Origin of the sequence: Hwanghaeella sp. (genome assembly GCF_965227365.1) — a bacterium.
Classification (GTDB): domain Bacteria; phylum Pseudomonadota; class Alphaproteobacteria; order UBA8366; family Aestuariispiraceae; genus Hwanghaeella.
The window spans coordinates 4,560,374-4,584,464 of the sequence record NZ_OZ245754.1 but is presented as its reverse complement, the minus strand read 5'-3'; the positions used below and the strand labels follow the sequence as shown (position 1 = coordinate 4,584,464).

General features: G+C 63.7%; 24 protein-coding genes. 12 read left to right on the top strand and 12 right to left on the bottom strand.

The features are described 5' to 3' along the window. Positions 1–14: 14 nt before the first annotated feature. From kynU to ACQK2G_RS20925, 5 genes are all read left to right on the top strand, one after another. Entirely contained in the window at positions 15–1,259 is a 1,245-nt protein-coding gene (gene kynU, locus ACQK2G_RS20945) for a kynureninase (protein WP_425406980.1), read from the top strand. Then, positions 1,228–2,412: an alpha/beta hydrolase family protein gene (locus ACQK2G_RS20940; protein WP_425406979.1), complete on the top strand. Its 1,185-nt coding sequence runs from the start codon at positions 1,228–1,230 to the stop codon at positions 2,410–2,412. Before kynU ends, ACQK2G_RS20940 begins: the two co-directional genes overlap by 32 nt. Positions 2,413–2,830: 418 nt before the next feature. Next, entirely contained in the window at positions 2,831–5,518 is a 2,688-nt protein-coding gene (gene acnA, locus ACQK2G_RS20935) for an aconitate hydratase AcnA (protein ID WP_425406978.1), read from the top strand. 97 nt (positions 5,519–5,615) lie between these two features. Next, the gene (locus ACQK2G_RS20930; protein ID WP_425406977.1) at positions 5,616–5,984 is read left to right on the top strand and encodes a hypothetical protein; all 369 of its coding nucleotides are present in this window, start codon (positions 5,616–5,618) and stop codon (positions 5,982–5,984) included. A gap of 77 nt (positions 5,985–6,061) precedes the next feature. After that, complete coding sequence (locus tag ACQK2G_RS20925) at positions 6,062–6,841, top strand: DUF1223 domain-containing protein (protein WP_425406976.1); 780 nt, start codon at positions 6,062–6,064, stop codon at positions 6,839–6,841. 69 nt (positions 6,842–6,910) lie between these two features. Here ACQK2G_RS20925 and ACQK2G_RS20920 read toward each other — a convergent pair whose 3' ends face one another. Next, positions 6,911–7,231, bottom strand: a complete 321-nt coding sequence (locus ACQK2G_RS20920; protein ID WP_425406975.1) for a heavy metal-binding domain-containing protein — start codon at positions 7,229–7,231, stop codon at positions 6,911–6,913. A 98-nt stretch (positions 7,232–7,329) separates the two neighbouring features. On the opposite strand from ACQK2G_RS20920, the gene ACQK2G_RS20915 reads away from it, so the two are divergent. Continuing rightward, positions 7,330–8,598 carry an MFS transporter gene (locus ACQK2G_RS20915; RefSeq protein WP_425406974.1) on the top strand — a complete coding sequence of 423 codons (1,269 nt, stop codon included), beginning with the start codon at positions 7,330–7,332 and terminating at the stop codon, positions 8,596–8,598. A gap of 16 nt (positions 8,599–8,614) precedes the next feature. On the opposite strand, the gene ACQK2G_RS20910 is transcribed toward ACQK2G_RS20915, so the two are convergent. The 9 genes from ACQK2G_RS20910 to ACQK2G_RS20870 form a co-directional block, all read right to left on the bottom strand. Beyond that, positions 8,615–9,076, bottom strand: coding sequence for a TerB family tellurite resistance protein (locus ACQK2G_RS20910; RefSeq protein WP_425406973.1), 462 nt, complete (start codon positions 9,074–9,076; stop codon positions 8,615–8,617). Positions 9,077–9,091: 15 nt separating this feature from the next. Further along, positions 9,092–9,493 carry an RNA-binding S4 domain-containing protein gene (locus ACQK2G_RS20905; protein ID WP_425406972.1) on the bottom strand — a complete coding sequence of 134 codons (402 nt, stop codon included), beginning with the start codon at positions 9,491–9,493 and terminating at the stop codon, positions 9,092–9,094. Next, entirely contained in the window at positions 9,490–12,114 is a 2,625-nt protein-coding gene (locus ACQK2G_RS20900) for a helicase-related protein (RefSeq protein ID WP_425406971.1), read from the bottom strand. Before ACQK2G_RS20900 ends, ACQK2G_RS20905 begins: the two co-directional genes overlap by 4 nt. A gap of 165 nt (positions 12,115–12,279) precedes the next feature. Continuing rightward, a complete protein-coding gene (locus tag ACQK2G_RS20895; RefSeq protein ID WP_425406970.1) occupies positions 12,280–12,504 on the bottom strand; it encodes a hypothetical protein in 225 nt (74 codons plus the stop codon). A 106-nt stretch (positions 12,505–12,610) separates the two neighbouring features. Continuing rightward, positions 12,611–12,790 (bottom strand): hypothetical protein, encoded by a 180-nt coding sequence (locus ACQK2G_RS20890; protein WP_425406969.1) that lies wholly within the window; start codon positions 12,788–12,790, stop codon positions 12,611–12,613. Positions 12,791–12,869: 79 nt separating this feature from the next. Continuing rightward, positions 12,870–13,922, bottom strand: a complete 1,053-nt coding sequence (cobW, locus tag ACQK2G_RS20885) for a cobalamin biosynthesis protein CobW (protein ID WP_425406968.1) — start codon at positions 13,920–13,922, stop codon at positions 12,870–12,872. Between the two features lie 68 nt (positions 13,923–13,990). Continuing rightward, the gene (gene cobU, locus ACQK2G_RS20880) at positions 13,991–14,527 is read right to left on the bottom strand and encodes a bifunctional adenosylcobinamide kinase/adenosylcobinamide-phosphate guanylyltransferase (protein ID WP_425406967.1); all 537 of its coding nucleotides are present in this window, start codon (positions 14,525–14,527) and stop codon (positions 13,991–13,993) included. A 5-nt stretch (positions 14,528–14,532) separates the two neighbouring features. Then, on the bottom strand, positions 14,533–15,207 hold the full coding sequence (locus tag ACQK2G_RS20875) for a histidine phosphatase family protein (protein WP_425406966.1): 675 nt from the start codon (positions 15,205–15,207) through the stop codon (positions 14,533–14,535). Beyond that, the gene (locus ACQK2G_RS20870) at positions 15,192–16,019 is read right to left on the bottom strand and encodes an adenosylcobinamide-GDP ribazoletransferase (RefSeq protein ID WP_425406965.1); all 828 of its coding nucleotides are present in this window, start codon (positions 16,017–16,019) and stop codon (positions 15,192–15,194) included. Before ACQK2G_RS20870 ends, ACQK2G_RS20875 begins: the two co-directional genes overlap by 16 nt. 102 nt (positions 16,020–16,121) lie before the next feature. Here ACQK2G_RS20870 and cobT point away from each other — a divergent pair, with 102 nt between their 5' ends. Next, positions 16,122–17,147, top strand: a complete 1,026-nt coding sequence (gene cobT / locus ACQK2G_RS20865) for a nicotinate-nucleotide--dimethylbenzimidazole phosphoribosyltransferase (RefSeq protein ID WP_425406964.1) — start codon at positions 16,122–16,124, stop codon at positions 17,145–17,147. Positions 17,148–17,156: 9 nt separating this feature from the next. Here the strand turns inward: cobT and ACQK2G_RS20860 are convergent, their stop codons facing one another. Both ACQK2G_RS20860 and ACQK2G_RS20855 read right to left on the bottom strand, forming a co-directional pair. Further along, positions 17,157–17,990, bottom strand: a complete 834-nt coding sequence (locus ACQK2G_RS20860) for an ABC transporter permease (RefSeq protein ID WP_425406963.1) — start codon at positions 17,988–17,990, stop codon at positions 17,157–17,159. Then, positions 17,980–18,759, bottom strand: coding sequence for an ABC transporter ATP-binding protein (locus ACQK2G_RS20855; protein WP_425407682.1), 780 nt, complete (start codon positions 18,757–18,759; stop codon positions 17,980–17,982). Before ACQK2G_RS20855 ends, ACQK2G_RS20860 begins: the two co-directional genes overlap by 11 nt. 195 nt (positions 18,760–18,954) lie before the next feature. On the opposite strand from ACQK2G_RS20855, the gene ACQK2G_RS20850 reads away from it, so the two are divergent. The 5 genes from ACQK2G_RS20850 (at position 18,955) to cbiE (ending at position 24,090) form a co-directional block, all read left to right on the top strand. After that, positions 18,955–20,331: an ActS/PrrB/RegB family redox-sensitive histidine kinase gene (locus tag ACQK2G_RS20850; RefSeq protein WP_425406962.1), complete on the top strand. Its 1,377-nt coding sequence runs from the start codon at positions 18,955–18,957 to the stop codon at positions 20,329–20,331. Next, positions 20,331–20,900, top strand: a complete 570-nt coding sequence (locus tag ACQK2G_RS20845) for an ActR/PrrA/RegA family redox response regulator transcription factor (RefSeq protein WP_425406961.1) — start codon at positions 20,331–20,333, stop codon at positions 20,898–20,900. The genes ACQK2G_RS20850 and ACQK2G_RS20845 overlap by 1 nt, the downstream gene beginning before the upstream one ends. A 165-nt stretch (positions 20,901–21,065) precedes the next feature. Continuing rightward, the gene (locus tag ACQK2G_RS20840) at positions 21,066–22,199 is read left to right on the top strand and encodes a sirohydrochlorin chelatase (protein ID WP_425406960.1); all 1,134 of its coding nucleotides are present in this window, start codon (positions 21,066–21,068) and stop codon (positions 22,197–22,199) included. Next, positions 22,199–22,876, top strand: coding sequence for a precorrin-8X methylmutase (locus ACQK2G_RS20835; RefSeq protein WP_425406959.1), 678 nt, complete (start codon positions 22,199–22,201; stop codon positions 22,874–22,876). Before ACQK2G_RS20840 ends, ACQK2G_RS20835 begins: the two co-directional genes overlap by 1 nt. Then, a complete protein-coding gene (cbiE, locus tag ACQK2G_RS20830) occupies positions 22,873–24,090 on the top strand; it encodes a precorrin-6y C5,15-methyltransferase (decarboxylating) subunit CbiE (protein ID WP_425406958.1) in 1,218 nt (405 codons plus the stop codon). Before ACQK2G_RS20835 ends, cbiE begins: the two co-directional genes overlap by 4 nt. The last annotated feature ends 1 nt before the right edge of the window (position 24,091 follow it).

Here is a 24,091-nt window from a genome sequence, read left to right as displayed (position 1 = left end):
AAGGTTTATCCAGAATGTCCTCCATCACGCGCGAAGACCTGGCGGCGCGCGACGCCGCTGATCCGTTGAAACCGTTCCGGAATCGTTTCGATATTCCGGACGGCCTGATCTATCTCGACGGCAATTCCCTCGGCCCGTTGTTGAATACGGTTCGGGACCGGGTTTCCGACGTGGTTTCAAGGGAATGGGGCCAGGACCTCATCACCAGCTGGAACAAGAATCACTGGATGGAACTGGCCGGGCGCATCGGCGGCAAGCTGGCCCCGATGATCGGCGCCCAGGGCCACGAGGTGCTTGCCGCGGATTCCACATCCATCAATCTTTTCAAATTGTTATCTGCGGCTTTGAAGATGCGGCCCGACCGCAGGGTGATCCTGTCGGAAGCGGGCAACTTTCCGACCGACCTTTATATCGCCGAAGGACTCGTTTCCCTGCTCGGCGGGGAATACAGCCTGCGCCTGATGGACAAGGCGGAAGACCTGGCCGACCACCTGGACGAGGATGTCGCCGTGGTCATGGTCACCCAGGTCGACTACCGCACCGGCCGCAAGCTCGACATGACGGCGGTCACGAAACAGGTGCAGGATGCGGGCGCGCTGATGTTGTGGGATCTTGCCCATAGTGCCGGCGCCTTTCCTGTCGACCTAAACGGGGCGAAGGCCGATTTCGCGGTCGGCTGCGGCTACAAATACCTGAATGGCGGACCGGGCGCGCCGGCCTTCCTGTTCGTCGCCGACCGGCATCAGGCGGAGATCCAGCCCGCGCTCAGCGGTTGGCTCGGCCATGCCAGCCCCTTTGCCTTCACCAACAGCTATGCGCCGGCCAACGGCATTGCCCGGCATACGGTGGGCACCCCGCCGGTGCTCTCCATGTCCGCGCTGGACGAGGCTTTGAGCCTTTTCAACGAAGTCCCGATGCAGGATCTGCTGCAGAAAAGCAGGCAGTTAACCGGTGTCTTTATCACATTGGTCGAACAGGAATGCGCCGGGCACGGACTGGAACTGGCAACCCCGCGGGAGGACGAAAGACGCGGCAGTCAAGTGTCGTTCCGTAGCCGTAATGGTTATCCGATCATGCAGGCGCTGATCCAGCGCAAGGTGATCGGCGATTTCCGCGACCCGGACATCATGCGGTTCGGCTTCGCGCCTCTTTATATCTCCTACACGGATGTTTGGGACGCGGTCGCGATCCTTCGTGACGTCCTGGAAACCGGCGCCTGGGACGTGGATGCGTTCAAACAGCGCGCCGCGGTCACGTGAATTCATGGCGGTCGGGAACTCCCCCCGCGTCTATCTGGAAGCGGCAAAGCGCAAGCTGAAACGGCTGCGCGGACAGGAACCGGATCCTTATCTGCCGCTGCCCTCCGGCACGGTCCTGTCGCCCTATCCCGGTCATCTGAACGATATAGAGCGCGCGGAACAACGCCTTGCCTTCGCACGCCATCCGGATATGGACCAGCGCGCCTGGCAGCGTGAGGCGCGGCAGAAACTCGCCGAACTGATGGGCTGGCCCTTCACCCGACCGGCGGTGACGGTAACGCGCGCGATGGACTGGGCGGAAGTCGGACCGGGCATACGGCGACGCGCCTTCTACCTGCGTGTCCGTCCGGAAACCGATATCGCCGTGCATCTTCTGTGGCAGGAGGGGATCCAGGGGCCGGCGCCGGTTTACCTTCACCTCGCCGGTTCGACATCCGGTGCTCATGTCGCCTGGGGGGAGGCCAAACTGCCCATCGATCACCAGCGGCTCGGCCTCGGCGCGGATATGGCGCTGCAGGCGGCTCGCAAGGGCTATCTCGCCGTCGCGATCGAACAGTTGGGCTTCGGGGAGCGGGAGGAACGGGAATTGAAACCCCGCTCGCCCCACCGCCTGACCGATGCGGCGGGCCATGCCCTGCTGCTCGGCCGCACCCTGATGGGCGAGAAATGCTGGGACGTCTCCGCCGCGATCGACTGGCTGCTCGCCGCGGACAACCTGCCCGCCGCCATCGATCCGGCGCGGATCAACCTGTTCGGTCATTCCTCCGGCGGCTCGAACGCATTTTTCGCCACCGCGCTGGATGAACGCATAACCGGCGTTCTCTGTTCCGGCTCCATCGGTCGTTTCCGCGACACGGTGGGCGGCCGCCGTACGGAAGGCGGCGAATTGATCATCCCCGGCCTGCTGAACTGGCTGGAGGCGGAAGATGTCGCTGCTCTGATTGCCCCGCGCCCCTTCGTGGGTTTGAGCGGCAGCGGGGACCATATCTTCCCTTATTCCGGGGTCGAAACGATGGTTGAGGCGGCGCGGGCCTTCTATGCCCGCCTGGGCGCGGCAGAACGGATCAATGCCGTCCAAACCCAGGGCCCCCACCGCTACTATCCACCGGAAAGCTGGGAAGCCTGGGAAAAATGGATCGACCCGCAGGTCTGATCCCGGTCGCGCCTAATGCCCGCCAACCCGTGCGGGATATAGTGAAATTCGCCTGCCACCCCTACCCAATTGAACCTGGCGGCGCTACATGTAAGACGCGCGACGGGGCGTATCGAGGAACCAACGCGGGGCCGCATTCTTTCGGCGGCGCAATCCGGCACTCCGGACCGGCGGTGGCGATACGTAAATTTGCAATGAGTTCTTTGGATAGTGTCTGACCGCTCGCGCGCGTCCGCGGTGTTTTTGCGCCAGGACACAGGCTCTCCCTTCCATGGGGATGCCACCGGTCGGTCCTCCGGCGCGTTTGTAACCTAGAAGCGCGACGACGGACGGGACCGTGAATCCAAAGGGCCAATCAGCCCCGGCCCGGCGCGCAGGCGCCCGGAACCGAGCGGCAAAACGAAGGAGTGCATTCAAAATGACCATGACCGGCCATGACACATTGAAAACGCGGCGTGTGCTGACCGTCGACGGGAGGGAATACGACTATTTCTCGATCGATGCGGCGCAGGAAACGCTCGGCGATGTCAGCCGCCTGCCCTATTCCATGAAGGTGTTGCTGGAGAACCTGCTGCGGTTTGAGGACGGCCGTTCCGTCAATACCGACGACGTGAAGGCGATTGCCCAATGGCTGAAGGACAAGCGGTCCGACCGTGAAATCGCCTATCGCCCGGCCCGCGTGCTGATGCAGGATTTCACCGGCGTTCCCGCAGTCGTCGACCTGGCGGCGATGCGCGCAGCCATGGTCGCCATGGGTGGCGACCCGCAGAAGATCAACCCGTTGAGCCCCGTCGACCTCGTCATCGACCACTCGGTCATGGTCGATTTCTTCGGCGGCCCCGACAGTTTCAAGAAGAACATGGATCTGGAATTCGAACGCAATGGAGAGCGCTACAGCTTCCTGCGTTGGGGTCAATCCGCCTTCAACAATTTCCGCGTCGTGCCGCCGGGCACCGGCATCTGTCACCAGGTCAATGTCGAGTATCTGGCCCAGACGGTCTGGGTCTCCGACGAAGGCAATGGCAGTGGCCGTGAAATCGCCTACCCGGACACCTTGGTCGGCACCGACAGCCACACAACCATGGTCAACGGCCTCGGCGTGCTGGGATGGGGCGTCGGCGGGATCGAGGCGGAAGCGGCCATGCTGGGCCAGCCCGTCTCCATGCTGATCCCGGAAGTGATCGGCTTCAAGCTGACCGGCACGCTGAAGGAAGGCACAACGGCGACCGACCTGGTCCTGACTGTCACGCAGATGTTGCGCAAGAAGGGCGTGGTCGGAAAATTCGTGGAATTCTTCGGCGACGGCCTGGATCACCTGACGCTGGCCGATCAGGCGACCATCGCTAATATGGCGCCGGAATACGGCGCGACCTGCGGCATCTTCCCGGTGGACGAGGAAACGCTGAACTACCTGCGCTTCACCGGGCGCGACGAACACCGCGTCAAACTGGTCGAGGCCTATGCCAAGGCCCAAGGCATGTGGCGTGAGAAGGGCCAGCCGGACCCGGTCTACACCGATACGCTGGAACTGGATATCGGCACGGTGGAACCTTCGCTGGCCGGGCCGAAACGGCCGCAGGACCGCGTACCGCTGTCGGAAATGACCAAGTCGATTGCCGGTGTTTTCGAAGAGCGCGGACATAGTGACCGCAAGGTGCCGGTCGAAGGCACGGATTATGAGCTGGAGGACGGCGCGGTCGTGATCGCGGCGATCACCAGTTGCACGAACACGTCGAACCCGGCGGTGCTGATTGCGGCGGGCCTTGTCGCGCAGAAGGCGCGGGCCAAGGGCCTGACTGTAAAACCCTGGGTGAAGACATCCCTCGCCCCCGGGTCCCAGGTCGTCACCGACTATCTGATCAAGGCCGGCGTGCAGGACGATCTGGATGCACTGGGCTTCGATCTGGTCGGCTACGGCTGCACCACCTGTATCGGCAATTCCGGCCCGCTGCCGGGCCCGATCTCGGATGCCATCGACAAGGGCGAGTTGGTCACCGCGGCGGTGCTCAGCGGCAACCGCAACTTCGAGGGCCGCGTAAACCCGCAGACCCTGGGGAACTATCTGGCCTCCCCGCCGCTGGTCGTCGCCTACGCCATTGCCGGCAACACCAAGATCGATCTGGTCAACGACGCGATCGGGCAGGATAAGGACGGCAAGGACGTCTTCCTGAAGGACATCTGGCCGACGAATAAGGAGATCGACGACCTGATCAAGGCGGCGCTGACGCCGGAAATGTACCGGTCGCGCTATTCCAACGTCTTCCTGGGGCCGACGGAATGGCAGGATATCAAGGTCGAGGGCGGCGAGACCTATGATTGGGATTCGGGTTCGACCTATGTCCAACACCCGCCTTACTTCCAGGGGCTGGCGCCGGAGCCGGATGAGATAGAGGATATCTCGGGCGCGCGTCCGCTGCTGATCCTGGGCGACTCGATCACCACCGACCACATCTCTCCTGCCGGGTCGTTCAAGCCGGAGACGCCAGCGGGCCAGTATCTGCTGGAACGTCAGGTCCGTCCGGTCGATTTCAACTCCTACGGCTCGCGCCGCGGCAACCACGAAATCATGATGCGCGGCACCTTCGCCAATATCCGCATCAAGAACCAAATGGTGCCGGGGGTCGAAGGCGGCTTCACCAAGCATATGCCCGATGGCGAAGAGATGCCGGTCTTCGACGCGGCGATGAAATACATCGCCGAAGGCACGCCGCTGGTCGTCATCGGCGGTAAGGAATACGGCACCGGGTCCAGCCGCGACTGGGCCGCCAAGGGCACCGTGCTGCTGGGCGTGAAGGCGGTGATCGTCGAGAGCTTCGAACGCATCCACCGTTCGAATCTGGTCGGCATGGGCGTCCTGCCGCTGCAGTTCAAGGACGGCCAGAACCGCCAGACCCTGAAGCTCGACGGTTCCGAAACCTTCGACATCAGCGGTATCGCGGGCGAGATCACCCCGCGCCAGGATGTTTCGGTCACGATCAACCGGGTCGACGGATCTTCCGAGAAGATCACCGTCCTGTGCCGAATCGATACGCTCGACGAGGTCGAGTACTACCGGAACGGCGGCATCCTGCAATATGTGCTGCGGAACATCGCGAAAGCGGCGTAATTGCGGGAGAAATCAAGGTATTCGGGCGGCTCCGTCGGGGCCGCCCTTTTTCTTTGTCCAATGCAAAGCGGTGCTATAGTGCGGTGGGAGGCGTTGAATGTTCGCTTGGCTGAAAAGAAAGGGTTCTGACTTCGTCAACCGGCGTAGGCTGGGGCGGATCCATCCTGTCGACACCTTCATCCGCATCGACCATCACGTCTTCGCGGTCGACGATATGGACGAGCATCACTTCCGGATCGTCGATTATGTCGGTGATCTGATCGAGGGGCAGCGGTTCGAATTTCAGTTTCTGCTGCCGCGCAAGGACGGCACCCAGGACGAGTTTCCCGGTCACGGCAAGGTGATGCGGATCGATACGTTGGGCCTGACCGCGGCCTTCATGGAACGCCAGCCCTATTTCCGGCGTGAGATTGAGAAATTCGTCGCGTCGCACCGGCAAGCGGAGGGGAATAAGGACCACCGTTGACACAGGACCTGTTTTTCCAGGCAGAGGCTTTTGTTTTGAGCGTCCAGGCGGCACTCTCACCCTGAAGTGATTGGTCCGTGCGCAAGTCCACACCCTATCTTTGCCTCATGACACTGCGATATTCTCTGACACTCATTCTCTTTGCCTTGTTCGCCGCGGCGCTGTTCGCGGCGGCTGCCTTCGTGCCCCATGCCCGGGCCGGGGAGCGGCCCGTCGTGGTGGCCGAGCTGTTCACCAGCCAGGGCTGCAGTTCCTGCCCGCCGGCGGAGGCCTTTCTGAACGATCTGGCCGATCGGTCGGATGTGATCGCCCTCGAATTCCATGTCGACTATTGGGACTATATCGGCTGGGAGGATCCCTTCGCGAAGAAGAGCTATACGGACCGTCAGAAGCAATATATGCGCGCACTGCACAGCCGTTACGTCTACACGCCGCAGATGGTGATCGACGGGGCCCAGCATGTGGTCGGATCCGACCAGATGAAGGTGGAATTGGCGATCCGAGACCGGCAGGAGGAGAAGCGCGATACGGCGATGCCGTCCCTTACCGTTTCGAAATCCGGGGACAATGCGCTGAAGGTCAGCGTGACCGGCGATCCGCATGGCCGGATCTACGACCTCTACCTCATCACTTTCGACAAGGAACATCGGACCGAAGTCCAGCGCGGCGAAAACCGGGGCAAGACTTTGGTGAACCGCAATGTCGTGCGTGACGCCTTGCTGATCCGGCAATGGATGGGCGAGGCCCTGGATCAGGAAATCCCGGTCGAGAAATTCGCTGAGGCCGGAGGCTGGGTGGTGCTGTTGCAGCAGGCGGGCCATGGGCCGATCGCCGCCGCCGAACAGATCCTCTGGTAACGCCGGCAACGTTGTTTGGTTCCGTAGGGGAAACCCGGCGGGTCTGGCCCGCCGGTTCCGATTCCACCCCTAGCCCAGTTTGACCGCCGTGCCGTTGGCGACGACCATCAGCATGCCGTTTTCCTTGCCCAGGACTTCATAGTCGATATCGACGCCGACGATGGCGTTTGCGCCCCATTTGTCGGCCTGCTCGGCCATTTCGGTGATCGCCATGTTCTTGGCGTCGTGCAGGATCTTCTCATAGGTCCCGGACCGCCCGCCGACGACATCGCGGATCGAAGCGAACATATCCTTGAAGATATTCGCGCCGACGATCGCTTCGCCGCTGCAGATCCCCATATATTCGACGATCTTTTTCCCCTCGACGGATTCCGTAGTGGTGACAAGCATTTGATACTCCCTCCAGATCGGCCATCATGCTAGGTTCCTGACGCAGGACACTACCCATCCTGCCAGGGTTCGAAAACAATTCTGTGTCGGGACGGAAAATGAAGATCGCAAAACGCGCGACCATCGGGTGGTGCCTCTACGATTGGGCAAATTCCGCCTTCCCGACGATCATCGGGACGTTCATCTTTTCCGTCTATTACGCCCAGGCGATCCATGGCGATGCGAATGAAGGGGCCAGGGATTGGACCTTCGCGCTCTCCATTTCGGGGGTGATCGTCGCGCTGGCCAGCCCGGTACTGGGCGCCATCGCCGATCATGCCGGCGGGTTGAAACGCTGGCTCGGCCTGTTCACCGCCTTGACGGCCGCCGGGTCCGGCCTGCTCTGGTTCGCCGAACCGGACCCGGCTTTTGCCTTTTTCGCGCTCGCCGTCGTCGTCCTGTCGGCCGCCTCGCTCGACCTCGGGCAGGTCTTCTACAATGCCCTGCTGACGCCGAACGCCCCGCCCGGCATGCTCGGCCGCGTTTCCGGCTGGGGCTGGGGGATCGGGTATTTCGGCGGTCTGACGGCGCTCGCCCTCACCCTGGTCGGCTTTGTCGGGTTGGGCGACATGCTGCAGCCGCTCTTTGCGCTGGACCGGGAAAGCGCCCAGCATGTCCGCATCGTCGGGCCCCTGACGGGCATCTGGTTCGTCATCTTCTGCCTGCCGCTTTTCCTGTTCTCGAACGATTTTCCGCCGACCGGTCTGAGCATCCGGAAAGCCGTCCCGAAGGGGCTGAAGGTGCTGGCGCAGACCCTGGGCGCCTTGAAACAGGAAGGGCAGGTGCTGCGTTTCCTGATCGCCAGCGCGATCTATCGGGACGGGCTGACGACCCTGTTTGCGGTCGGCGGGCTTTTTGCGGCGGGTGTGCATGGCATGGATACCGGACAGATCCTGATCTTTGCCATCGGCCTCAACGTCACCGCCGGGCTCGGCGCGGCCGGTTTTGCCTGGATGGATGACGGGATGGGGTCGCGGATCACCGTTCTGGTCTCGCTGGCAGGTTTGATCCTGGTCGGCGTGCCGCTGCTGCTGGTCGATGACTTCATGATCTTCATCGGCCTCGCCCTGGTGCTCGGCATCTTTGTCGGTCCGACCCAGGCGGCCAGCCGGTCGTTGATGGCGCGCCTGGCGCCCGACGACAAGGAGGCAGAATATTTCGGTCTCTACTCGCTGACCGGCAAGGCCGCGGCGATCTTCGGCCCGGCGCTTTACGGCCTAGGGACGGCGATCTTCGACAGCCAACGCGCCGGCATGGCCGTTGTCGTCGCGATGTTCGTGCTTGGTGCCGGTATTCTGCTGACCGTGCGCGAACCGGAAACCCCGTAATCAGGGCGGGCGGTGACTAGGTCAACCCGTGGCGTTCCATGGCGCGGCGCTTGGCGGCGCCGGATTCGCGGTCGCTGACCCCGGTCATGCCGGTGACGCGGCGGACAAGGTTCGCCTCGTGATCGTGGATCTCGCCGTCGACGCAGATCACGTCCCACAGCATTTCCACCAGTTCGACCTGCTGGTCATGCTCGAAATGGCTGAGCAGAACGCGCAGATAGCCGTAGATATCGCTGGAATTGCGCGCCTTCCGTTCCGCATTCTCTATGATGGCGGCGGTATCTTCCGTGGAAAGGTCGAAACGCTTGCTGACGATATGCTGGATACGCTCCTTCTCAACCGGGTCCAGCGACCCATCCAGATGCGCGGCTTCCAGCATCAGCGCCGCGGCGGCGACATGCAGGTCTTCCTGGCCCTTGGGCCCGGTTGCCTGGGTTTTCTCACGGTCGAACAGCAGGGACTTCAAACGCTCAATCAAGGAAACACCTTCACTCTATAATCCATGTACTTTTTCCATCTGGCGCCGATCCCGTTTGGTCGGCCGGCCGGCGCCCTTGTCCCGTTGCGGAACGGCGGGTTCCGGCTGACCCGGCTGTTCCGGTTCCGCCTGGCGAACCGGCGGCGGGTCGAGATCCTTGTACAGCGTCCGTGCTTCCGCCGGGGGACCGCGCCGCGCCCCGAACCCGGTCACTTCGATCACCCTGATGTCGCGGCCCTGGGCGAAGGTCAGGACATCGCCCTGTTTGACCCCGTGGCCAGGTTTCCGGACATGTTCCCGGTTGATCCGGCAATGCCCGCCTTCCACCACCTTGGCCGCGAGCGTTCGCGTCTTGAAGAACCGGGCATGCCAGAGCCACTTGTCGATACGCTGCTTCTCGGCGGATGTGTCGGTCATGGTGAGGCGAATAATCCCTGAAGTGCTGCGAAAGGGGAATTCGGGTCCGGCAGCTTCGCCGGTTTTCTGGGCTTCTGCCCCTGTGATTTAACTTTTTTCTGTCCTTTGCCGGCCGCCTTTCTGGCCTGGGTTTTCGGGCCGCGCGCGGCGCTGGCCTTCTTGTTTCGGATTCGGAACAGTGCGCCGTCCTCGCCCTTCACCGGGCTGCAGCCGACTGCGCGCAACAGGTCCGGCAGGGCCGCCTCGCTGCAGTCGCAGGTCCTGGCCAGCGTCTCGTCCGGTTTAATGCCGCCCTCCCGGGCGCGCTTCCGGATTTCCGCCATCGCGCGTTCGAACCGGTCGACGCGCAGTGCCGACGGCCCCGCATGGCGATAGCCAAGCATTGACCAGTCCTCACCCGACAGGCCGGTGGATCGGTCACAATCGGTCGGCAGGCTGGTCGCCTTGCCGGTCGCCGCCAAGGGGGCGGGTTTACCGGCCCAGGCCGACCACAGGGCGGTACGCGTGCGCAACGGCCCCGGCTTCAGCAAGCCATTCAGGAAGACGGAATCGGTGCCGAATCGAACGTCATGCCGCGCCAGTTCCTTGCGGTCCTGCGGCGACAGATGCTTGATCTGCTGGGCGGCTTCGCCGGCGCGGCAGCTTCCCAGCCCTTCCAGCAGGTGGAAGCACAATCCCTTGGCGGAGCCTGAGAAACCCGCCTCCCGCAGTTTGAACAACGGGCCGAGCCGGCGCGCGATATGACGGTCGAGCCACCCGTTCACCCTTGCCTCGATCCGGCGTTGCAATCCGGTATCCTGAACGAAGCCGGTATAGACGGCGACGGTCGGCTGCCAGGGCGTCGGTCCTTTGCCCAGCCGGCCTACCGGCTTTCCGTTCCAATGGACGGTCCGGTCGGTGTCGAGCGCCAGGGTCTGGTCGTCCGCGGTTTCGAAATCCTGCACATAGCCGAAGGCGTGATCGCGTAGCACCCTTTCCGCCGCGGCCATCAGGACCTGCGCTTCGCGCGCGTCAGCAGCTTCGTGTGGGATGAAGCGGAACCCTTCGATATGGCCGATGACATGGCCTTCCACCACGACCTCGCCGTTCTGGCGCACACCGGCCAGCAGATCCTTGGCATCGCCGTCCTTGCGGGTCAGGACGCTGGCCCGCTTGTCGACGAAACGATGGATCAGCCGTTCGTGCAGGGTGTCGGACAGACGGTCCTCGATTTCCCGCGCCCGGGCCTGCCAGCCCGCGGCGTCGCGCAGCCAGGCGCCGCGATGGGCGATATAGGCCATGGTGCGGATATGGGCGATTCGCGTCGTAATGGTGTCGATATCGCCGTCGACCCGGTCGAGGCGGCTGAATTGCGAGTCCAGCCAATCGTTGGAAAGCAGCCCGTCGCCGTCGGTCAGTTTCAGGAAGACCTGGCCAAGCAATTCGGCGTGATGATCCGGCGTCACCTGCCGGAAATCCGGGATCTGGCAGACATCCCACAGCAAGTGAACCTTGTCCCTTGTGGCCGCGCGGTCGACCACATCCTCGTCCCGGACCAGGGCGGCCAGCGCGATCTGATCCTCGCCGTCGCGGACGCGGACCAATTGTGGATGCGGCGGTTCGTGATACAGGCTCTTCAACAGCGCCTTGGGCGAGCGGAAATCGAGTTTGCGGTTCCGCCAGTAAAGTTTTGTCAGCGGCTGATACTGGTGCGCCTCGACCGCGGCGACGATCTCGTCGTCGATCGGCGGCTGGTTGTTGGTGACGCCGAAAGTGCCGTCGTTGAGGTGCCGCCCGGCGCGCCCGGCGATCTGGCCCACTTCCGGCGCATCCAGCATGCGCAGCCTGTGGCCGTCGAATTTCCGCAGGCGGGCGAAGGCGACATGGTTCACATCCATGTTCAGGCCCATGCCGATTGCGTCGGTCGCGACCAGATAATCCACTTCGCCGGCCTGATACATGGCGACCTGGGCGTTGCGTGTCCGGGGGCTCAACGCGCCCAGAACGACCGCGGTGCCGCCCCGCTGCCGCCGGACCAGTTCGGCGATGCCGTAGACCTCGTCGACCGAGAAGGCGACGATGGCGCTGCGCCGCGGCAGACGGGTCAGCTTGGTCTGGCCGGTATGCTGCAGGGTCGAGAAACGGGGCCGGCTTTCGATATGAACATCTGGCACCAGCTGCCGGATCAGCCCCGCCGCGGTGTCCGACCCCATGAACATGGTCTCGGACCGGCCGCGCGCATGCAACAGCCGGTCGGTAAAGACATGCCCGCGATCCGGATCGGCGCAGAGTTGGATTTCGTCGATGGCCAGGAACTCGACATTCCGTTCCAGCGGCATGGATTCGACGGTGCAGATCCACCAGCGCGGATTGGGCGGAATGATCTTTTCTTCCCCGGTGACCAGCGCGACGGCGCCGACACCCTTTTCCCGCACGACCTTGTCGTAGTTTTCCCGGGCCAGCAGACGCAGGGGAAAGCCGATCATCCCGGTGGGATAGGCCAGCATGCGGTCCATCGCCAGGAAGGTCTTGCCGGTGTTTGTGGGGCCTAGGATGGCGCGAACGAGACCGCTGCCATCCGCCGCTTGGAGGGGGACCGAATTGGGGGCCGTCTGATCGGAACCGGTCTGTCTCAAGGCCATGGCCCACTGTCGCGCTGTTCGGTTTTCCCTGCAAGCAGGAACGATTCGTATGTCACCGATGTGACACCGCGCCCTGACCATTTCAAGGCGTGCACACGGTTATCGGCGCGGCCAAGCGCCGCGTTCGTGATTAGCGGATCAGGCTATTTGGAAATGGGGCCGGAATCAGGCGTAGAAATCGACGACTTGTCCACGCCCGCCGGAAGCGGTCGCGTTGGACTGCGTGCCGGTCGTCAACGCTTCCTGTTGGCGCTGTTCACGCGCTTCCAGGCGTTGAGAGGACGTGTCGCCAGCCCCGCCCTGCACCGTGGCCGCGGACGAACTGGACGCCGCGCTGGCACGCAGGAAGGAGGTCTGGGTAGCTCCGGAAAGGCTGGAAATATCACTCATGTCGTAACCCTATCCGGTAATCCTTAACAAATCATAAAGACAAATCGCTTTAGGGAGTCTCTATATCATTTTGAAATAGATCGATAAAAACCGTTCTGGTTTCGCATCAAGTAACGATATTAACGATTTGTCCCGGTCCGGTGCTGTTCGTGGCCAGACGTTGGGTGGTAACCGCCAAGGCCCCCTCGACCTGTTTCAAGGAGTTCAAGGCGTTGCGCTGCGCCGCGGAGAGCGGAATATCCGCCCGCGCCGAGGAAACAGAAGCTGAAACACTGGATATCGACATGATGGTCTCGCTTATATCAGCAATATCTGAAATTGTCCAAAGACTTTGACAATAAGCCTTTTCGCGAAAATGACGCCGGCTACTCCGCCGCCTCCGCGACGCTCCAGTCGGCGAGATGGGCGCGGATGGCTGCTTCGTCAATCGTATGCAGGCCGATGACGACCAGTTCGGACCGCCGGTTCTCCCCCGCTCCCCAGGGCCGGTCGAAATAGCGCTGCACGCGCGGGCCGGCGGCTTGCAGCACTTCCCGTCGCGGCAGTCCCGGCCGGTCCAGGAAGCCTTTGATGCGCAGGATGTCAAAATGCTCGATCAAGGATTTCAAGGTCATTTCCAGCGCCACGGGGTCTTCGACCGAGGCCAGGTTCAACACGAAACTGTGGAAATCGTCGTGGTCGTGGTCGTCCGCGCCGTCATGGTGGGACGGACGGGAGTCGAGATCGTCTTCCGCCGACTTTTCCAAGCCCATCAGCACCTCGGGGTCGACGCCGGCCTGATGCGACCGGACCAGATGCACGCCGGGGCGCAGGCGTTCCTTCAGTTCCGCTTCGACCTTGTCCGCCTCGGCCGCGTCCAGCAGGTCCATCTTGTTGAGGACGACGATATCGGCACAGAAAAGCTGGTCGTCGAAAACCTCTTCCAGCGGATTGTCGTGGTCCAGTGCCTCGTCCGCTTCGCGCTGCTGCTGCACGGCGTCTTCGTCATCGGCGAAACGGCCGTCGGCCAGGGCCTTGGCATCGACCACGGTGACGACGCCGTCGACCGTGACCTGCGCCTTGATTTCCGGCCAGTTGAAGGCCTTCACCAGCGGTTTCGGCAAGGCCAGCCCGGATGTTTCGATCACGATATGGTCGGGCTTTTCCGGGCGGTCGAGCAGCTTTTCCATGGTCGGCAGGAAATCGTCCGCCACGGTGCAGCAGATGCAGCCATTGGCCAGTTCCATGATGTCGTCATCGGTGCAGCCTTCCAGGCCGCAGCCCAGCAGCATGTCCCGGTCGATGCCGAGGTCGCCGAATTCGTTGATCAGGAAGGCAAGTCGCTTGCCTTTCGCATTCTCGATCACATGGCGGATCAGCGTGGTTTTACCCGCGCCGAGAAAGCCGGAAATGATCGTTGCTGGAATCCTGCGCGCCATGATTGCTCACCTTTCGCCAAACCCTCGGGTCGGGTCCATAACCTTTGCCCCGCAAGGGTCACATGTCTTTATGACCCTTTTAGGGTGAGTGGCAGTCCGGCGACGACCAGGACAACCCGGTCGGCGGCGGCTGCGATCGTTTGATTGGTGCGCCCCGCCTCGTCCCGGAAACGGCGCGCCAGGGCGTTCTCGGGCACGATGCCCAGCCCCACTTCGTTGCTAATGACCACAACCGGCCCTTGGGCCTCGCCCAGCGCCGCGACCAGTTCTTGCCTGGCGGCGTCGAGATCGGTCCTGTCGTCCCCCAACATCAGATTGGTGAGCCATAACGTCAGGCAATCGACCAGAAGGCAAGCGCCCGGCCCGGATTCGCGACGAATTGCCCCGGCGAGGTCCCGTGGCGCCTCCACGGTCCGCCACCCGGGGCCGCGTTCCGCCTTGTGGAGCGCAATGCGTTCCTCCATTTCCCCGTCGAAGGCCTGGGCGGTCGCGACATAGACCGGCGCCAGGCCGTGCTCGGCGTGCAGGGCCTCGCAGATCGACAAGCCGTGACGGGTCTTGCCGGACCGCGCCCCGCCGATGACGAAGGTGACCTCCCCTGCCACGGATCCTAGATCCGACCGGATTGTCGCTCGGGATGACGCTCCCGCGGGTCGCGGTTCGCGAAGCCGATCCGCCAATGCCGCCCATCATCGGTGTCGACGCAATCAAGCCGCGTGACCGACAGATTGGCGGTGGAGAAGCGAAGCGCGCTTTCCGGGTCCAGGTTCAGCGCGTAACACAGGGCGGCGCGGATCGTCCCGCCATGGGTGACGGCGACGATGTCGCGCCCGGCATGGCGTTCTGTGAGGTCCAGAACCGCCGGCACGACCCGGGCGATCAGATCCGTGAAGCTCTCCCCGTTGGGGGCCCTCTGATAGGCCGGCGCCAGCCAGTAGCGCGCGCCGCTGCCGAGTTTGCCGTCGAAGCCGAATTCCTCATAGGTCATGCCCTGCCAGTCGCCGAAGCTCTGTTCCTTCAGCGCTTCGATCTCGATCCGTTCGGGCAGGGTCAGGCCCGCGGCGCGGATGGCATCCGCCGTCTGATGCGTGCGCATCAGGTTGGAGGTGACCAGCACGGCATCTTCCGGCAACAGTTTCGCCAGCCCCGCGAAGGCATGGGCGTCATCGGTGTCACAGGGCATGTCCTGCTGCCCGTAAATGCGACCGTTATTGGCCGTTACGGGGGCGTGACGAACCCACCACCAGCGTGTTTCCACGATTCCCGTGTCTACAGTGTCGGCCACGATAGCGCTCCCGATTGAATGAAGATGTCGAAGGATGCCGCCGCGATCAGCAGCGCCAACATGATGGCGATTTCAGTGAGCTGTTCAAGCAGGCCGATGGTGTCGCCGTTATATCCCCCCAGCGATCGCAATAGCACAAGGCCGCCCAATGCCGCCATGCCCAGCGCGGCGGCAACTGCGACCGCCGCGGCGCAAGGGCCGATCAGGAACAGCGGGCCGACAGCGCCCAGAAGGATGGCAATCAAGGCGCCGGCCCAAGCCGGCCGTCCCACGCTGGCGGCGACCCCACTGGCCGAGGCCGGGCGCAACCAGGCCATCACCCCGGGCAGAACCGCGCGGGACAGGATATGGATCGCGACGATCGCCGCGGCGCCCGGCAGGCCGGACGGAAAGGCGGCGATGGCAGCGGCCTTCAGCCCTGTCGCCAGCATCAGGGCCAACGCGCCGTAGCCGCCGATGCGACTGTCGCGCATGATTTCCAGTTTGCGCTCCACCGTTCCGCCCGCGCCAAGCCCGTCGGCGGCATCGGCCAAACCATCTTCATGCAGCGCCCCAGTGACGATTGCCGTGGTGAAAAGGGTTAAAAAGGCGGCGATCCAGGGCGAAAGACCCGCCCAGCCGGCCAGCCAGAAGACCGCGCCGCCGGCCAGCCCGACGGCCAGGCCTGCGATCGGGAAGGCCCAGGCACATGCGGACACGGCCCGATGCGGCCCGCCGACCGGCAGGCGCGTCAGGAAGGTGAGCGCCGCGCGGATATCGGAAATCGGCGCAAAAACGCGGGCGGCGCTTGTCTCTTCGGGCTTGTCCGTCATGGTGATAGCGTCTAAGCGCTTCCGGGGCGGCTGCCAACAGTAAGCTGCCCCACCGCGTTCAATTGCCGACCCGCCTTTCCCGACCCGATCCGGAGTTCGACTATGACCGATCCCCAGCCGCAAGCTTCCCTTCAGGAAATCCGGGACCTGCTGAAGGTCTTTCCCGGACCGGATGAAAAGGCGGTTCTAGCGGCGCGGGAACGCGATGGCCAATTGACCAAACCGCCCGGTGCTCTGGGCCGGTTGGAGGAGCTGGCCGAGTGGCTGGCGGCCTGGCAGGGCAAGGCGCCGCCGAAGGTCGACCGGCCGCGCGTCGCCGTCTTCGCCGCCAATCACGGTGTGGCGAAGGCCAAGCCGGTTTCCGCCTTTCCGGTCGAAGTGACCCAGCAGATGGTCGCCAATTTTCAGCATGGCGGCGCCGCGGTGAACCAGTTGTGCCTGGTGCATGACGCGGAATTGCGGGTCTATGAAATGGCCTTGGAACACCCGACCAAGGATTTCACCGAAGGCCCGGCAATGACGGATGCGGAATGCGCGACCGCGCTGGCCTATGGGATGATGGCGGTCGAGGAAGGCGTGAACATCATCTGCCTCGGCGAAATGGGGATCGGCAATACCACCGCGGCCGCGGCGGTCTGTCATGCCCTTTATGGCGGGGACGCCCGTGACTGGGTCGGGCCCGGCACCGGGGTCGAGGGCGATGCGCTGGCCGCCAAGGTCGACGCGGTGACGCAGGCGGTCGAAACCAACAAAGCCGCCATGACCGACCCGTTCGAAGTGCTGCGCTGCGTCGGCGGGTTCGAGCTGGCTGCGATTGTCGGCGCGGTGATCGCCGCACGTGTCGGCCGGGTGCCGGTGTTGTTGGACGGTTATACCTGCACCGCCGCCGCCGCCATTCTGGAAGCATCTCTGTCCGGCGCGCTCGACCATTGCGTCGTCGGCCATCTCTCGGCCGAGCCGGCGCATGTGAAGCTACTGGAAAAGCTCGGCAAGGAACCGTTGCTGAACCTGAACATGCGCCTCGGCGAAGGGTCGGGCGCGGCAGTGGCCCTGGGTATCGTGAAGTCGGCGGCGGCCTGCCATGCCGGCATGGCGACCTTCGCGGAAGCCGGCGTCAGCGACGCCTAGAATCCAAGGCTATTCCCCGATCTGCAGCAGTTGGCCCTTGTCGCGCGCAACGCGGAAGGACCACAGGAACGTCAATGTTCCGATGCCAAAATAAACCAGATTGAGGGCGCAGGCGCCCAGGAACAGATCGGCCCGGAAGGTTCCTTCGAACAGGACGTGGCGCATGCCTTCGAAGACATAAACCATGGGCATCGACCAGGCGACCCATTGCAACCAGTCCGGCAGGGTCGTGACCGGGTAGTAGACGCAGGCGACCGGCGCCAGCAGGAAGATGATGAACCAGGCGAAGTTCTCCGCCCCCAGCCCGGCCCGCAGAAGCAGCGAGATGGTGAACAGGCCCAGCGCCCAGGACATGATCATCAGATTGGCGAAAAAGGCGAAAAGCGGCAGGCCGAGATCGAAGATCGACACGTCGAACATTGGAATCGCCAGAAGCGCAGCCGGGAGCGCGCCGATCGTCACGCGCAGCAGGCTGATCGAGATCAGCGCGGCCACGAATTCAAGCGGCCGCAACGGCGTCACGAAAAGGCTGGCCAGGTTGCGGGAATACATTTCCTCCATGAAGGAAACGGAAAACCCGATCTGCCCGCGGAAGAAGACGTCCCACAACAGGACCGCGGAAACCAGAACGCCGGCGGCCTGGGCCACCCAGGAGGTCTGCTCGCGCAGGAAATTGGACAGGAACCCCCAGATCACCAGCTGAACCAGCGGCCAATAGGCCAGTTCGATCAACCGCGGCCAGGACCCGCGCAGGATATAGACATAGCGCAGGACCAGCGCGCCGATCCGGCGCGGGCTGAAGGCGCTGGGTTTGGGCCGTTCGATCGCCGGGTTAAGAGCCATGTCCCTGCCCTCCTTCACCGCCGCCCTGCCTGGTGCCGCGGGCAATATCCAGGAAAACCTCCTCCAGATTCTTGCGCCCGTAACGTTCGATCAGGGCGCGCGGCGGGCCGGTATCGACGATCCTGCCCGCCTTCATCATCAAGACGTTCCGCGCCAGGCGCTCGACCTCGGCCATGTTGTGGCTGGCCAGCAGGATCGCGGCGCCGGTTTCCGCCTGATAGCGTTCCAGATAGGTGCGAACCCAATCGCCGGTATCGGGGTCAAGGCTCGCGGTCGGCTCGTCCAGCATCAGCAATTCGGGCCAGTTCAGCATCGCTTTGGCGAGGCCCACGCGCGTCTTCTGCCCGGCGCTGAGCTTCTTGACCGGACGGTTCAGATAGTCGCCGAGGTCGAGATCCTCGGCCAGTTCCGCGATCCGTCCCTTCACGTCCCGCAAGCCATACAGCCGGGCATAAACGGTCAGGTTCTCCCGAACGGTCAGCCGCATCGGCAAATCGACATAGGGCGAGGTGAAGTTGATCCGATGGACGATTTCGCGACGTTCCGTCGCGATGTCATGGCCGAAAATGCGGACCGATCCGGATGTCGGCAGCAACAGGCCCAGCAGCATGGAAAGCGTCGTCGTCTTGCCCGCCCCGTTCCCGCCCAGCAGTGCGACCGTCTCGCCGCGCGGAACGGTGAAACCGACATCGTCGACCGCGGTCACGGTCTCGAAGCGTTTCGTCAGATGCGAAACCTCGACCGCCGTCCCGGGCGCGGCATCGGCCATGGCGGATTGGGAGGCAGACGGGTCATCGCTGCCGATGGAAACGGTCTGGTCCACGGTCTTATCCTTGAAGGGCCGATCCTCGAGGGGTCTGATCTGGGTTATGGGGCGTATCGTCTTCTGGGATATAGGGCGAATCGCGTAAAGGCGACCCGCAATTTGCTTGCGCGGGCATCAAGACACTGGTGATTTGAAACCATGGACCAAACGGCAGAACCCGCATCGGCCCGACTCCGGCCGCCGAAACACCTGAAGCCGCGCCAGCTCGCCCGCCATGCCAGCCGGGCCCGGCGGCTTCCCGGCGTCCAGGGGCGGACTCTGGCGCTGATCCGCTGGGTCGCAGTGATCGGTCAGCTCGCCACGGTTTGGCTGGTTTCCGGCGTTTTGGAATTCCCGCTGCCGGTGATGGAATGCCTCATCGTGATAGCGGCGCTCGCTCTCTCCAATCTCTGGCTTTCTGCGCGCAGCGGACGGTCGGTGCGCCTGACCGATTATCACGCGGCCTTGCTGCTGGGCTTCGACCTTTTCCAGGTCTCGGCCCTGATTTACCTGACGGGCGGCCTGACCAATCCCTTCGCGGTGCTGATCGCGGTGCCGGTGACGGTGGCGGCGACGATCCTGTCACGGCGCACCACGGTCGCGCTGACCATCCTGGCGCTGTTCTGCACGACCTTCGTGGGTTTCTACTTTCTGCCGCTGCCATGGCAGGGAACCTTCTCGGCCCTGCCGTTGACCTATGTGTTCGGCCTGTGGGCCTCCCTGGCGGTGCTGATCCTGTTCACGGCGGGCTATGTCTGGTCGGTGGCCGACGAGTCCCGTGGCCGGGATGCCGCCCTGGCCGAAGCGGAAGCGGCATTGGCCCGGGAACGTCATATGTCGGCGCTGGGCACGCTCGCCGCCGCCGCTGCACACGAATTGGGCTCGCCGCTGAACACAATTGCGCTGGTTTCCTCCGACCTGGCGCGCGACGTCCCGCCCGACAGCCCGCTGCGCGAGGATGTCGACCTGCTGAAGAGCCAAGCCGACCGCTGCCGCGATATTTTGGCCTCCCTCTCGCGCACGCCGGAACGCAGGGGCGGACAGCCTTTCGACAGCCTGCCGCTGACGAACCTTGCCGAGGAAGCGGCCCGTGACCATCTACCGGATGGTGTGACCTTCAAACTGACGGTGGACGACGCCTCCTCGGGGGCCGAGCCGGTGGTCATGCGAAGCCCCGAATTCCTGCAGGGAATCGGGAATTACGTGCAGAATGCGGGGCAGTTCGCCAAATCGACGGTGGAACTGTCCCTGTATTGGTCTGACGAGGAAGTACGTCTCCGGGTTCTCGACGACGGGCCGGGTTTCGCGGGCTGGATGATCGATTCCCTGGGTGAGCCCTATCTCTCGACAAGGGCGGGTAAGTCCGGTCATATGGGCCTTGGTATTTTCATCGCCCAGACTTTGCTTGATCGGATTGGCGCCGAAACGGCGTATAGCAATGTGAAGACGGGCGGCGCCTGCGTCGACGTCGTTTGGTCCAGATCCGAATTGGACGTGGCCCAGCAGGACAAGAACGACAAGAACCGAGTGAACTGATGCAAGAGACGACGATGGTCCGCTCCGGACCGGCCGGTACCGACAAGACATTGCTGATCGTGGACGATGACCGCCCCCTGCGGACGCGTCTGGTTCGAGCGATGGAGCAGCACGGATTTCAGGTCCGCGACGCCGAAGGAGTTGAAGAGGCGATGAGCATGATCGCCGACCAGCCGCCGGCCTATGCCCTGGTCGACCTGCGGCTGGAAGACGGCAATGGGATGAGCGTTGTCGAATCCCTGGCCGAGGCCCGGCCGGACGCCCGGATCGTGATGCTGACCGGCTATGGGAACATCGCCAACGCGGTGACCGCAATAAAGGCGGGGGCGGTCGACTATCTGCCGAAACCGGCGGATGCGGATCAGATTGTGAAGGCCCTGCTGAACACCGCGGAAGAACCTCTGCCGCCGCCGCCGGAAGACCCGATGTCGGCGGACCGGGTGCGCTGGGAACATATCCAGCGCGTCTATGAGCAATGCGGCCGCAACGTGTCCGAAACCGCACGGCGGTTGAAAATGCATCGCCGGACCCTGCAGCGTATCCTGAACAAACACGCGCCCCGACCTTGATCCTGTCCACCCTGTCCGCTTCCCGGACATCCCCTGTCGCAAATCGGGCTGACGGGCCGGATAAGGCCTGTTAGACACAGACCCCATGAGGACCCGACCGGGTGGGGGCAAATTCGTCCGGAACATTTTAGGGTATGAGCACCCGCAGACAGGACAGGGGCAAATATGTCTGAGACGACGACCGGTCGCGGCGACACCGCAGCGGCTTCCAATCACCGTTTTCCCGAACAACCGGGCGAGAAGCTCGGCATCATGATCTGCGGCCACGGCAGCCGCAGCGTCGACGCCGTGCGCGAATTCGAACAGGTCGGCGCCGCGATGAAGGCGCGTTTCCCCCATCACCCGGTGGAATACGGTTTCCTGGAATTCGCGACGCCGATTATCCGCGACGGGCTGGACAAGCTGCGCGATCAGGGCTGCACCCGGGTGCTTGCGGTGCCCGGCATGCTCTTCGCTGCGGGCCATGCCAAGAACGACATCCCTTCCGTCCTCAACACCTATGCCGCGCAGAATCCCGGCATGAAGATCGACTATGGCCGTGAACTGGCCGTCGACCTGAAGATGTTGCAGGCCGCCGGCGATCGGGTCGAGGAAGCGCTCAAACAGGCAGGCGGCGACGTCTCCCGCCACGATACCATGCTGGTGGTGGTCGGCCGCGGCGCGTCGGATCCCGACGCCAATTCCAACGTCGCCAAGGTGACCCGCATGCTGTGGGAAGGCATGGGCTTCGGCTGGGCCGAAACCTGCTATTCCGGCGTCACCTTCCCGCTGGTCGAACCCGGCCTCGAACATGCGGTAAAGCTGGGCTACAAGCGGATCGTCGTGTTCCCCTATTTCCTGTTCACCGGCATTCTGGTCGACCGGATATTCAGTTACACGGACAAAGTCGCGGCGCGCCATCCGGACGTGGAATTCATCAAGGCGCCCTATCTCAACGACCATCCGAAAGTGTTCGATACTTTCGAGGAGCGGCTTTGGGAAATCCTCGACGGCAGCAACACCATGAACTGCCAGATGTGCAAATACCGCTCGCAGGTCCTCGGTTTCGAGGCGGAGGTTGGGCTGCCGCAGGAAAGCCACCACCACCACGTGGAAGGAATCGGGACCGGCGCGGCGGACCATGATCACGGGCATGAGCATGGGCACGGCCACCATCACCACCATGGCCACAGCCACGATCACAGTCACGGGCACGGGCACGGAGATGGCCATGGGCACGACCATCACCACCACCCCTATCCACATGCGGACCATCCTCTCGGTCCCAAATCGATGCAGGCGGACAAGACGGGCGGTTGATGGTTGAGGCTGGGGGCGTTCCCGTGATGACCGGGCACTACGACTATATCCGCGATCCCAAGGCGATTTACGCTGAATCCTTCGCCCAGGTGCGCGCGGCGGTGGATCTTTCGCGCTTCCCGTCGGCACTGCACCCGATGGTCGAAAGGCTGGTTCATGCCTGCGCCCGTCCGGAAATCGCGGATCAGTTGCGTTGGGAAGGCGTTCTGGCCGAAGCGGGTTGCGCCGCGCTTCGGGCCGGGGCGCCGATCCTGGCCGATGCGGAAATGGTCGCGCGCGGGGTCACACGGTCGCTGTTGCCGGCGGATAACGCTGTCCTCTGCCGGTTGAATGAGGCGTCTGTGCCGGGACATGCGAAACAACTCGGCACCACGCGGTCCGCCGCCGCGGTGGAGTTGTGGCGGGACGATCTGGACGGTGCGGTTGTCGCCATCGGCAATGCACCGACGGCGCTTTTCCATTTGCTGGAACGACTTCGGGAAGGCTGGCCACGTCCCGCCGTCATCCTTGCCTTTCCCGTCGGATTCGTCGGCGCGTCGGAATCGAAACAAGCCTTGATGGAAGCGGGTCTCGGCATTCCCTTCATCACCTTGCCCGGCCGGGACGGCGGCAGCGCCCTCGCCGCGGCGGCGGTCAACGGGCTGTCGGTTTCGTCGGCCGGTGGAGGCGCGGAATGACGGCGACCCCCTGGATTTCAGTCATCGGTTTGGGCGAGGACGGATTGGATGTCCTGCCGCCGGCCGTGCGGGCCTTGGTCGACGGAGCAGAGGTCCTGATCGGCGGCGAAAGACACCTCGCCATGGTCCCAAAATCTCATTCCGCCCGGCGAATGACCTGGCGCTCGCCGCTGCGTGACACCATCGCCGATATCCGCCTGCTGGCAGGAAAGAAGGTCTGTGTCCTGGCGACAGGCGACCCGATGAGCTACGGCATCGGCGTCACGCTGGGTCGGGAATTCGGGCGCCAGGCGCTGACCGTCATCCCCGCCCCCGGGGCTTTCACTCTGGCCGCGGCGCGGCTCGGTTGGCCGCTGGAGCAGGTCACCAGGCTGACCGTTCATGGCCGTCCGCTCGACCTCGTCTCCCGTCATCTGCAGCCCGGCGCGAAGCTGTTGATCCTGTCCGAGGATGGATCGACGCCTGCCGCTTTGGCTGCGTTGCTGGTGGAACGCGGATACGGCCCGTCCGAACTGACGGTGTTCGAACATATGGGCGGCCCGGATGAGGCGCAAACCACTGAAATCGCGGAAAAATGGGGTAATCGGCAGGTCCGTGACCTGAATACGGTCGCGATTTCATGTGTCGCTGCGAAGGACACTCTTCCCCTGGCCGCGGTGCCGGGGTTGCCGGACGAGTCATTTTTGCATGACGGGCAGCTGACAAAACGGGAGGTCCGGGCCGCGACATTGGCTGTTCTGGGACCGCGGCCGGGCGCCCTGCTCTGGGATGTCGGAACCGGAAACGGGTCCATCGCCATCGAGTGGATGCGGGCCGGCGGCCGCGCCATCGGGATCGAGCCGGATGCGGAACGGCGGGATCGCGCCGCGCGCAACGCGGCCGTGCTGGGCGTGCCCGATCTGCGCCTTGTCGCCGGCCGCGCGCCGGATGCGCTGGACGGACTGCCCGCCCCGGAAGCTGTTTTCATCGGCGGCGGAACGAGTGCGGAAGGCCTGCTTGAATATTGCTGGGCGGCTCTTGCCCCGGGCGGGTGCTTGGTCGCGAATGCGGTGACGCTGGAAAGCGAAACGCGGTTGGCCCAGTTCCGCGACCGTGTCGGCGGCGAAATGGTCCGGATTGCCGTCTCGCGCCTGGACGCGGTCGGGCCCTATCACGGCTGGCGGCCGCTGATGCCGGTGACGCAGCTGTCCATCCGCAAGTCTTTCGGGGGGTGAA